5 protein-coding genes and 1 CRISPR repeat array are annotated in these 11,274 nt (G+C 57.6%); all 5 genes read right to left on the bottom strand.

Annotated features, from left to right (window positions below; translation table 11 throughout):
- Nucleotides 1–24 precede the first annotated feature (24 nt).
- A CRISPR array of direct repeats spans nucleotides 25–3,104; the repeat unit is 31 nt; unit sequence GTTTCAATCCACGCACTCGTGAGAGTGCGAC.
- A gap of 398 nt (nucleotides 3,105–3,502) precedes the next feature.
- The 5 genes from HJW02_RS09160 to HJW02_RS09140 all read right to left on the bottom strand — a co-directional run bounded on the left by HJW02_RS09160 (nucleotide 3,503) and on the right by HJW02_RS09140 (nucleotide 11,239).
- Nucleotides 3,503–4,657: an acyltransferase gene (locus HJW02_RS09160; RefSeq protein WP_102722438.1), complete on the bottom strand. Its 1,155-nt coding sequence runs from the start codon at nucleotides 4,655–4,657 to the stop codon at nucleotides 3,503–3,505.
- 511 nt (nucleotides 4,658–5,168) lie between these two features.
- Complete coding sequence (locus HJW02_RS09155) at nucleotides 5,169–8,750, bottom strand: bifunctional proline dehydrogenase/L-glutamate gamma-semialdehyde dehydrogenase (RefSeq protein ID WP_022395958.1); 3,582 nt, start codon at nucleotides 8,748–8,750, stop codon at nucleotides 5,169–5,171.
- Nucleotides 8,751–8,909: 159 nt separating this feature from the next.
- A complete protein-coding gene (locus HJW02_RS09150; RefSeq protein ID WP_022395959.1) occupies nucleotides 8,910–9,899 on the bottom strand; it encodes a hypothetical protein in 990 nt (329 codons plus the stop codon).
- A 14-nt stretch (nucleotides 9,900–9,913) separates the two neighbouring features.
- Nucleotides 9,914–10,363, bottom strand: coding sequence for a R3H domain-containing nucleic acid-binding protein (locus tag HJW02_RS09145; RefSeq protein WP_022395960.1), 450 nt, complete (start codon nucleotides 10,361–10,363; stop codon nucleotides 9,914–9,916).
- Nucleotides 10,364–10,603: 240 nt separating this feature from the next.
- Nucleotides 10,604–11,239 (bottom strand): hypothetical protein, encoded by a 636-nt coding sequence (locus HJW02_RS09140; RefSeq protein ID WP_102722439.1) that lies wholly within the window; start codon nucleotides 11,237–11,239, stop codon nucleotides 10,604–10,606.
- Nucleotides 11,240–11,274: the final 35 nt, after the last annotated feature.

Raw genomic sequence — 11,274 nt, 5'->3', positions numbered from 1 at the left:
TAAGCCAGGGGACTTTCATTTTCGGTTTCAATCCACGCACTCGTGAGAGTGCGACCAGGCTATCACCCTGGCGGAATACAAGCTTATCGTTTCAATCCACGCACTCGTGAGAGTGCGACAATTCCAAACCAACCTGCCTTGCTACCAGACCAGGTTTCAATCCACGCACTCGTGAGAGTGCGACCAGGCCATATAAGCCAGGGGACTTTCATTTTCGGTTTCAATCCACGCACTCGTGAGAGTGCGACGCGCCAATATCTAAAAACAGATTATCCGATAACAGTTTCAATCCACGCACTCGTGAGAGTGCGACGGGACACGGCAAGCCGCAAAAAGTGGACGTGGAAGTTTCAATCCACGCACTCGTGAGAGTGCGACCGCAAAAAGAAGGGACGAAAGTCAAGAGGGAAAAAGTTTCAATCCACGCACTCGTGAGAGTGCGACTTCCTTCACCACCTCGCGGAAATCCAGGTAGATGTTTCAATCCACGCACTCGTGAGAGTGCGACCTCCATTAATCTGAATCAGTGGGTATGGGTTATTGTTTCAATCCACGCACTCGTGAGAGTGCGACTTTACCGTCACCAACCCTTCTCCAGCTTTCCCAAGTTTCAATCCACGCACTCGTGAGAGTGCGACGCGGCGGATATGGCCGCATGATGCTCTCCGCAGAGTTTCAATCCACGCACTCGTGAGAGTGCGACTCCGCTACCTACAGGATTGTTATTGCGCAGTCCGGTTTCAATCCACGCACTCGTGAGAGTGCGACTCCTGCGGACCGGATTATTGCGAAGGATTTCGTAGTTTCAATCCACGCACTCGTGAGAGTGCGACGGCGTAATGACGCCTTTCCCGCTCGCGGCGCCGGGTTTCAATCCACGCACTCGTGAGAGTGCGACGGGACGCCGTCTCCCTGGATGGAGTGATTTTTTCTGGTTTCAATCCACGCACTCGTGAGAGTGCGACCATTGTCAGGTTGTGTAAAAAGGTTAAAGCGGGGGTTTCAATCCACGCACTCGTGAGAGTGCGACGTGTGGACAGGTAATCCCTGCCGTCCGGGTCCTGGTTTCAATCCACGCACTCGTGAGAGTGCGACGCGGAAGCGCGACGGTGGAGGATCTGATGGAGGGTTTCAATCCACGCACTCGTGAGAGTGCGACCCTGACCGACACGATTATTTCCGATGGTGAGGTGTTTCAATCCACGCACTCGTGAGAGTGCGACAGAATCAGATGCGTTAAAAACTAATTTAGTCATTTGTTTCAATCCACGCACTCGTGAGAGTGCGACCAAGGGGTGCCTTTCTGATATTGAGCAGGACGTTGTTTCAATCCACGCACTCGTGAGAGTGCGACAGGGGCGGAAACCGCAGAAACGGAACAGGAGGAAGTTTCAATCCACGCACTCGTGAGAGTGCGACCTGCTATGATATTAAGCCGGAAGAAGCGCGTGAAAGTTTCAATCCACGCACTCGTGAGAGTGCGACGGCCAACAACCTCGCCCTGCGGCAATCGCTGCAGTTTCAATCCACGCACTCGTGAGAGTGCGACTACGCCTTTCATTTAGCCGACGTGGAAGCGGACGGTTTCAATCCACGCACTCGTGAGAGTGCGACAGACTGATTGATTTTACAATGGTTAGCACGAACGGTTTCAATCCACGCACTCGTGAGAGTGCGACTTGACTAAGAAAATGATTGACTATAACCCAATAGTTTCAATCCACGCACTCGTGAGAGTGCGACCCTTGCCGGGTTCCTGCCCGCAGGAGTAGCAAAGGTTTCAATCCACGCACTCGTGAGAGTGCGACTTTCCAGCAATCCGAAGGTAGAATTCAGCATGGAGTTTCAATCCACGCACTCGTGAGAGTGCGACGGTAGATGAACACTTGCACCTTGCCCTGTTCGACGTTTCAATCCACGCACTCGTGAGAGTGCGACGGGTAGCGGACTTGCACAATATTACGAAGAACAGTTTCAATCCACGCACTCGTGAGAGTGCGACGCACCTAAGACATGGGACTTTTTCACCTACCCGGTTTCAATCCACGCACTCGTGAGAGTGCGACAATCCTATATTGGTTCCCGTCGAGCTGAAAATGAGTTTCAATCCACGCACTCGTGAGAGTGCGACATTATTTGGAAGTGCTTCCGAATTCCTTCGCACAGTTTCAATCCACGCACTCGTGAGAGTGCGACGAGAAGGAGAGCTTGTAACCCTCATTCTTTCACCGTTTCAATCCACGCACTCGTGAGAGTGCGACTTGAGGGCGACTATGGTTTCATCGCAGAGCAGGCGTTTCAATCCACGCACTCGTGAGAGTGCGACTCATGAGACTGGCAAAGGCATACCAGCGGAAATAGTTTCAATCCACGCACTCGTGAGAGTGCGACCCCAGCACCATGTTCCGCCTGATGCGGGACTACGGTTTCAATCCACGCACTCGTGAGAGTGCGACTGCATCCTCGGGAGGCTCCGCGCACAGGTCAACGGTTTCAATCCACGCACTCGTGAGAGTGCGACCGGAACCCGGACGGAAGCTGGCATCATTTGGAAGTTTCAATCCACGCACTCGTGAGAGTGCGACAAAAGTATAGCAGTATCATGCGTGAGATTATCCAGTTTCAATCCACGCACTCGTGAGAGTGCGACGCGATTATAAAAACTGTGGAAATTGTGGAAGAGAGTTTCAATCCACGCACTCGTGAGAGTGCGACTAACGTGCGGCCCGAAGAAATAAAGACTTGCATCGTTTCAATCCACGCACTCGTGAGAGTGCGACAAATTTGCAACGATTACAAAAATCAACAACATGGTTTCAATCCACGCACTCGTGAGAGTGCGACCAGGGACATGGTGTGGAAAATCACGGAAGCCGGGGTTTCAATCCACGCACTCGTGAGAGTGCGACCATTAAGCCGTTCAACTATGATGAGCTTTTCCCGGTTTCAATCCACGCACTCGTGAGAGTGCGACGGTTCCGAACATCCGCAGGTCAAGCCCGTTCCCGGTTTCAATCCACGCACTCGTGAGAGTGCGACGCTGCTGTACATCCAAAAAACAAAAGTTTATGAAGTTTCAATCCACGCACTCGTGAGAGTGCGACGGCCTGGACGCCTATGGCTTGAGTATCAACAGCGCAACGGGTGTTTTGCGCCAACCTCCCATGGAGGCACACATATTCCAGGCCGTAAAAAAGAGATGATAGTTGTCAAGATTAGAACCCCAACGGATTACGTAAATCGCCGGTGTCCCGGGAATTTTCTGTGAGCTTGGAGTTGGCGGAAGGGAGACCGGGAGACGCGCTTTTCATGCGTTAAAAAGCCCACATCTCCGGCAACCAGGGCCTGTGCACGATGCAGGAATATCCTAGCCTGTTCCCTCTTTCCCGTCCAGAATTTTGCAGGCCCCTCCCCGGAAACCGCCTTATTCTCTTTTCCACAAAAGAAAAGGCGCCCCGGGACTGCCGTGGTCCCGAAGCGTCCTGCGGAAAATATCCGCGGTTTACATAATGCTTTTGCGCGTCCACCTGTTCAGGCTCAACAGCCATACCAGCGCCAGGGAGACGGCGGAGGCCAGGCAGGCCAGCAACGGTATTTTCACGGCGGCGGGGAGCCCCCCCATTCCAATGAAGTTCACGAAGTCATAGGAACACTGGACAAAGAAGAAGTGGCACAGGTACACGCCGAAGGTGAGCGCCGCCACCTTGCCCAGCACCGGGCCGGGCTTGATCCTGAGCCTGCTGACGATGGCAAAGATGGCAAAGGTCATCAGGAAGACGTTGATGCCGGAGAAGTACCAGAGTACCTCAAGCTTGGAATATTGGCCGGGGAAGTGCTTCTGCGTTTCCAGGAAGCCGAAGAACGTGACGGCAAAGCCGACCAGGAAGAGGGGAACAGTGATGGCGAGCATCTTTTTCCAGCTCCAGGCCAGCGGGTATTTGGCCAGGTAATGGGCCAGCACCATGTACCCCAGGAAGCCGGCAAAGTTATAGAACATGCCGTACGGGTTCCAGTCGCAAACGCCCAGAATGCCCATGTTGCCGTAATTGCCTTCATAGCCCAGCGCCGGGGCAAGCATCTGGAGGTAGGGGAGAATCATGCTGAATATCCAGATGCCCAGGAAGATTTTCACATCCTTCCTTTTGGCCTGCGTCAGCCACGCGCTCATGATGGGCATGAAGAGGTAGAGACCCACCAGCATGTATACGTACCACAGGGGCGTGGTGTCATAGTTGAAGTTGAAGAGAAAGGTGTAAAGCTTGCCGACGGTGGCGCTCCAGGTGTAGTTGTCCATCACGATGTTGGGGCTGGCCGTATGCACGCCCGCGGCAAAGTAGCCGAAGTAGAGCAAGGGAAGCACCAGGGACCAGACGACGAGCGGAATCAGCACCCTTTTGAGGCGCTTGGAGTAAAAAGCGCCCATTTCCATGGTGACGGGAAAGAGCAGCACGCCGGAGATCATGGCGAACAGCGGCACGCACGGCCGCACCAGACTGCCCCAGAAGACGGCGGATTTAAAGTTGAAGGTGCCGTCAAAACTGCCTACGAACGGATCGCAGCAATGGGCCACTACAACGAGAAAACAGGCCAGGATGCGCAGGAAGTCAACCCAGGCGATGTGGGTGCCGTGGGAGGTCAGTGGTTGGTTGGTGCTCATGGATGTGTGGTAGGGAAAATTGCCGCATCGTCGCGGACGTTCCAGGAAATATACCCGTTTCCCGGAAACGTTCTATCACAAAATGGGGAAAAGAAACAAAAGCGCCCAGGAACAGGCCTACGAGAGCGGAAGAAAGCCCGGGAAGAAGCTAAAAACAGCGGCAAGCCAGTCAGAAGAGGCCGCGTTTCCTGTGGATTTCAACTTTTTTGCCGCCCGAAGGGCGCAATAAACGCCGCAGGCCCTCTTCCGTGCTACTTTAACTTTTCACCGTTTGCCGGAGGGAATTTCTTGTATCCGGCAGAGTTTATCTTTTACCCAACCGGGTAAGCCCGGTTTTCCCGCCCTTGCAAGAAAAATCCCTCCGCAGGGCTTCGGCGGCAGTTCATCCAATGAAGGCCGCCCGGCCTTCATTCCCAGGAGGGCGTTTTCCGTTTGGACTGCGGGGGCATTTTCCTGCGCTGTCTTTATACTCATAATCACGCCGCCTGGGAGCCAGGGTTCAAGGCTCCCCTCACGCCCCGGCCGTCTTGAAACTGCCCGGAGGCGGGATGATGTTGCCGTAGCGGTGAACGGTTTCGGAAACGGCTTGTTCCCGAAAATAGCCCAGCAGTTCCAGGCGTCCGTTGGCAAGCACGGGCCGGTCCAGCACTTCCACATCCCGGGCGCGTGCGGCATTCGCCAGAGCCTCGGAGATGCCCGTTCCACGCAGGAATTTCACGCCCTGGGCTGCCTCCGGCATCCGGTCGATGAGTTCGGCTTCCGTCTCCACCGTCAGGGACGCATAGTAACCGTTCATTTTCTGAATCCAGGGATGGCCTTCCTCCACGCTCAGGTGCAGGGCTGCTCCGCACAGTTTCGCGCCCAGCAGCAGGATGGCGGCGTCAGCGTCAGACATGTTTTCCACACGGGCCAGTATCCCCTTCACGGGTACGTAACGGAATGTGTTGTTTTCCCCGTAGATATGGGAAGGGTCATGCTCCACGCCGAATTCCTCCATCCACCACTTGGCCTGGGAACCGGCCGCGGAACGGATGCGCTTGGCGCAGTCCGGCAGTTCGGAGCACAGCTTTTCCACCAGCCCGGTGATGCGTTCCCCCGGCGTGCGCAGTTTCTGCGGGAGCGCCTTTTCCTCCCAGCTTCCCAGCATGGTGAGGTAGTTGGGGCCGCCGGCCTTGGAGCCGGGCCCCATGGAGGAGTGGTTCCACCCGCCGAACGGCTGGCGGCGCACGATGGCGCCGGTGATGACGCGGTTGATGTACGCATTGCCCACCTGCACCTTGCTTTTCCACAGGGCGATTTCCCGTTCATCCAGGGACTGAAGTCCCCCGGTGAGGCCGAATTCGGAGTCGTTCTGGATGTCAATGGCTTCCTCCAGGTTTTCCGCACGGATGATGCCCAGCACCGGGCCGAAGCATTCCGTCTGATGGAACCAGCTTCCAGGCTTCACGCCCAACCGGATGCCGGGCGACCAGAGGCACGGGTTGTCTTCCGAGGGTTCCGGCTTGAGCAGCCATTCCTCCCCGGGTTCCAGTTGCGTGAGCGCCCGGAGCAGGTCGCCTTCCGGTTCCTTGATGAGCGGCGTCACCACGGAGCTGACCTCCCAGGAGCCCCCCACCTTCAGGCTGGCTGCGGCATCCTTCAACTGGCGCAAGAAGGCCGGGTTGTCATAGACGGAGGCCTCCACAATAGCCACGCTGGCGGCGGAGCATTTCTGCCCGGAATGGCCGAAGGCGCTTTTTACCAAATCTTTCACGGCCTGGTCCGGGTCCGCCGTGGCGGTGATGACCATGGCGTCCTTCCCGCTGGTTTCAGCCAGCACATGCAGGTCCGGCCGCAGTTCACGCAGCATTTTCCCGGTGCGGTAGGAACCCGTCATGATGATGCCGTTCAGGCGCGGGTCCATCAGGAATTTGTGGGAAATTTCATTGCGCGGCATCGGCACGAATTGAAGCACGCTCTTAGGTACCCCGGCGCGCCAGAACGCCTGGACGATCTGCCAGGCCGTATAAACGGCCAGCTCGGACGGCTTGAACACCACCGTGTTCCCCGCCATCAGCGCGGCGGCCACCCCGCCCGTGGGAATGGCGAATGGGAAGTTCCAGGGAGACATCACGCAAACGGTACCCAGCGGGGTCATTTCCACGCCGTCGTTCATGCCGTCGCGGTCCAGCCCTTCCGCATAATAGCGGCAGAAGTCTATGGCCTCACTCACTTCCACGTCCGCCTCCGTGGGCACCTTTCCGGCGTCCCTCACCATGGCTGCAATGGCCTCCCCCCGGATTCTGGACAGCTCCTGCGCCGCTTGGTGCAGGATTTCAGCGCGTTCGCCAACGCTCTTGGACGCCCAGGAGGCGCGGGCCTTGTCCGCCGTGTCCAGCGCGTGTTCAATCTGGTCAAAGTCCGCATACGCGAATTTGTAGGAGACTTCATTGTGGCGGGACGGGTCGCGCCCCACGCCCCACAGGTTGGTCGTGATTTCCTCACCGTTGATGACCAGGGGAATTTCCTCGCCGGATTTTTCCTTTTCCGCGGCAATCAGGCCGTTGATCCATTCCGCATTCTGCCGCAGGGACCAATCCGTATCACGCTCATTGGCAAAGGCGTCCCGGTAATGCGTGGGTTGCACGGGGTCCGTAGCGCGGTTCTGCGTACGGTTGGGGCCGTATTTCACGTCGTCTTTCTCCTGGCAGGCTTTTAAGAACCGCTTTTTCTGCGCCTCCCAGCTCCGGGAGCCCGGCGTCATGCCGAAGAGGTCATGCAGGAAGTTTTCCTCACTGGTGTTTTCATCCAGCCGCCGCACCAGGTAGGCAATCGCGCTGTGGAAGTCTTCCTTCAGCACCACAGGGGCATACAGCAGCAGGCCGTCCGCCGCCTGGCGGATGACGCGCGCCTGATGGTTCGCCATCCCCTCCAGCATTTCAAATTCCACATGGTCCCGGACGCCTTCCCGCTCACGCAGCAGCATGGCATAACACAAGTCAAACAGGTTGTGGGAGGCAACGCCGAACTGCACATATCTGGCGTTCTCCGGCATGCAGCCGTAATGGAGCATTCTCTTGTAGTTGGCGTCCACCTGGGCCTTCGTGCCGTATGGGGCCTGCGCCCAGTCATGCATGGAGGCCTCCACTTTCTCCATCGCCAGGTTGGCGCCTTTCACCAGGCGTATCTTGATGCGCGCGCCGCCCTTCTCCACCCGCTCCTTCGCCCAGGCGCACAGCTTCATTTGTTCCTCCCAGGAGTCCGGCAAATAAGCCTGGAGCACAATCCCGGCTTCCATCTGCATGAATTCATCCTCCATCAGCGTGCGCTTGAACGCTTCCGCCGTCAGGTGGAGGTCACGGTATTCCTCCATGTCCAGATTCACGAATTTGGGTCTTTTGGAGCCGTCCGGCAGTGTCACCGCATTCGTGATGGCCGCCCGGTACAGGATGCGCAGGCGCTCCTGAATCAGCTGCACGGTTTCTTCAAAGGCCACCAGATGAATCTGGCTGAAAATGGCTGAAATCTTGACGGAAATATAGTCGCAGTCCTTGTCCGCCAGGCGGTCCACGACCTGCTGGAGGCGGTGGTGGGCCTCGCTTTCACCCAGAATGGCCTCTCCCAGCTGGTTGATGTTCATCCGGATGCCGGCCTTGCGCCTGCGGCGCAGGTGGGAGCGCAGTTTTCCATCCTCCGCCGGAAGAATCACGTTGGAGCTCTCCTTCCGCAACTGGCTGGTAATCATGGGCATCACTACGCCGGGAAATTGTACGGAGAATTTGTCCCCCAGCTTCATGGCGAACCGGTCCGCGGCAGACAAATAACGGGGAATACCGTAGCCGTCCAGCAGGTAGCGGAACAGCTCCGCGCCCCGCGCCGGCGAGGAAGGGCGGAACACGCGGTCCGCCAGCGCCAGCGTAAAGGCCTTGCCCGCAGGGTCGTTCATCATGCGCTCCATCTGCTCCGCCTGCTTTTTCTCCTTCCTGCGCATCCCGGCATTCGACTGTTTCAGAATGGATTCCGCCAGTTCCACAGCCTTGGCGGCCAGTTGCTGGTCAGTCCATTTGTCACGGCGCGCCGCCGCCATCATGTCCGGGATGGATGAATCTGTCATAACGGTCCGAAGACTAGCCCCGGACAGGGGCAAAATCAAGCCAATTTGCCGGGCCCTTCCTGTGGAGAAGGGAATCACGAAGAAAAAACGCGTCCCTTGATTCCGTGACGGCAACCGGGAAGCCTTCCTGTCCGTTTCCGGAAGCTCCGGAAAACCGCATCAATCATACCGCGCGGCAGCCAGGCGAGCCCTCCTCAGCTCTTCCCGGAGCTGGTGCGCGCGCCTGCCGCAAACGCTGGCGCGGTCCATGTCCCGCACTTCCTCCAGAACGGCAACCGCCCGGTTGAAAGCCTCCTCACTCTCCGCCGTGTGGGCGTCCCGGTACAGCGCTTCTTCCAGCCGGACCCAGAGGGGATGCACCATGGAGAGCAGGATCAACTGGCGTTCTTCCACGGGAAGGGAGGGATCATCCGCCCTTTTCCGCCACGCTTCCAGGCATTTCCGGATGGAAGGGGCATCACAGGCCTGGAAGGATTCGCAGAGGAGCGCCGCCGTTTCCCGGTTTTTCTCCAGGCGGCGGGCTGCCGCGCGGGCGTTCAGAAAGGCCGGAACCGTGCAATTCAGTTTTTCCAGGCGTTTCATCGTTCCCGGATAATCCCGGAACCAGGCTTCCGCCGGCACCGGTTCCAACGCCCGGCAAATGGCGGCGGCCTCCTCCGCAGGGTCTCCACCCTTCGGAACGTCATTCACCAAAGTCACCGGGCGCACGCGCCGGGCCTTATCCGCCAGCAGGGCCGCCTTTTCCCGCAGGGATGCGGCATGCGCTCCCCCTTCCACCAAGTCAAATACACGCCCCCTGGAATCAAGCAAAACCACCGCAGGCAGCACGCGCACGCCATGCTCCGCAGCACGGAACAGGCTGCCGCCTTCTTCCCAATCCTTCACGGAGGGACGTTTGGGCACTGTGACAAACTGCACGTCACGGACATGTTCATCCAGCGCACGGCGTTCTTCCGTTCCTGGACGGAGCGCCTTCAGCCAGCGGGCTTCCGCCGCGCCGGGCTCCGCAGAACCGTACACCACCAGCACAGGCGGCGGAGGAGAAGGAGCCGCGGCGCAGGAAGCGGGGGAATCCTCCGCTTCCGCACGGCCCGGAACCGCCGTCACCAGCGCCAGGCAAACAGACGCAATAACCGCTGCAACCTTCATGAAAACTGCCGGCTTCAGGCGCGCCGGATGGTAATGCGCTTGTAACGGCCGTCGCCTTCCTCAGATTCCGTCGCAATGCCTTCCATGGATTGAAGGGCATTGTGCACCAGGCGGCGGTGGTAGGCGTTCAGCGGCTGCATCTTCATCGGCTTGCCGCTTTCCTGCACGCGTTCGGCCAGGGAACGGGCCTTTTCCAGCAGGCGGGCCTCGTTGCGTTCCCGGTAGTGATCGCAATCCACCTTCACGCGGGGTGCATCCTCCATCTTGCGCTGGATCATGCGGTTGACCAGGTACTGGAGGTCGTCCAGCCTGTCCCCGTCTCCCCCGATGATGTACTGGGAATCCGGGGAGGAAATATTCAGGCACACGATGCCGTCCGCCTCCGTTACTTCAATATCCGCGGAAAAACCCAGGGAGGCCAGAAGGCTCTTCAAACTCTGTTCAGCTATTTCTTGCACCGTCATCACTTTAATTCAATAGGAAAATGGTTCCATACCGGAAAAGCCGCTCCGCGCCATAACGGCATGAGCCTTTTTTCCAATACCCGATTGACATAAAAATCATAACCTATTTATTCCCCGCGTCTATGAAAATTTGTGGAAGTTCCGTCCCATTTCATGTACGCAGCGTACCCCCGTCCCGCTGCGCCGGAAACGCCGCTGCGCTTCTCCCTCCTATTCCGGCTTCCCCTGCTCCGCTCCTGTTTATTCCACCTCCTTCATTCCGTCCGCCCCCTGTTCCAGACGGTATTTTTTCACGGATGCCGGAATCTTTCCTCCTTCCGGATAAGTCTTTACCACCACCGTTCCGTCATCCTCCAGCCTGACGGTTCCCATTCCCGTGCGGCAGCAGCCCACCTGCTTCAGCATGGCAGAGGCGGAGATGCAGCTCTTATCGTCGTAGACATTCGGTTCTTGGGAAATGCGGAAAATGCGCATATATGAAGCTCCTGCTCCCGCTTCATGAACCAGAACCAGTTCAGGAATGCCGTCCCTGTCCAGGTCCGCCAGCCTCATGCACGGTTCCCCTGCGGGAGAACCGGCAAAGATTCCCACAATATGGGGCTGGTCCCCGTCTTCCCCGCAGAAATTCATTTCCGCCACCAGATAAATGGAATCTTCACCCGAGCCATGGGAGCGGTCGGCATAGAGATGCACGCGGCTAATCATGCCGTAGGGAATATCCGGATTTTTCGGCACTGAGAGGCTCTCCACCGGTTCCAGATGCAGGGAACGCGGAGGCTTCCCGAATGCTGTCCGCGTGTCCACGGCTACATCCCCGCGGTCTTCCGCCTGCTGCCCTGCTGCGAATGAAGCATGGACCACAGGCAGAAAAGCCATGCCAATCAAACAAGCCTTTTCCATAGATGCCATTC

Source organism: Akkermansia sp. GGCC_0220 (assembly GCF_017566105.1).
Classification (GTDB): domain Bacteria; phylum Verrucomicrobiota; class Verrucomicrobiia; order Verrucomicrobiales; family Akkermansiaceae; genus Akkermansia; species Akkermansia massiliensis.
The sequence above is the reverse complement of the archived record's forward strand: the minus strand, read 5'-3'. Positions and strand labels throughout refer to the sequence as shown.

Bases quoted from the DNA above. Each gene is read 5' to 3' on its own strand.
- HJW02_RS09155 (WP_022395958.1), bottom strand. From the start codon at position 8,750: ATGACAGATTCATCCATCCCGGACATGATGGCGGCGGCGCGCCGTGAC.
- HJW02_RS09140 (WP_102722439.1), bottom strand. From the start codon at position 11,239: ATGGCTTTTCTGCCTGTGGTCCATGCTTCATTCGCAGCAGGGCAGCAG.
- HJW02_RS09160 (WP_102722438.1), bottom strand. From the start codon at position 4,657: ATGAGCACCAACCAACCACTGACCTCCCACGGCACCCACATCGCCTGG.
- HJW02_RS09150 (WP_022395959.1), bottom strand. From the start codon at position 9,899: ATGAAGGTTGCAGCGGTTATTGCGTCTGTTTGCCTGGCGCTGGTGACG.
- HJW02_RS09145 (WP_022395960.1), bottom strand. From the start codon at position 10,363: ATGACGGTGCAAGAAATAGCTGAACAGAGTTTGAAGAGCCTTCTGGCC.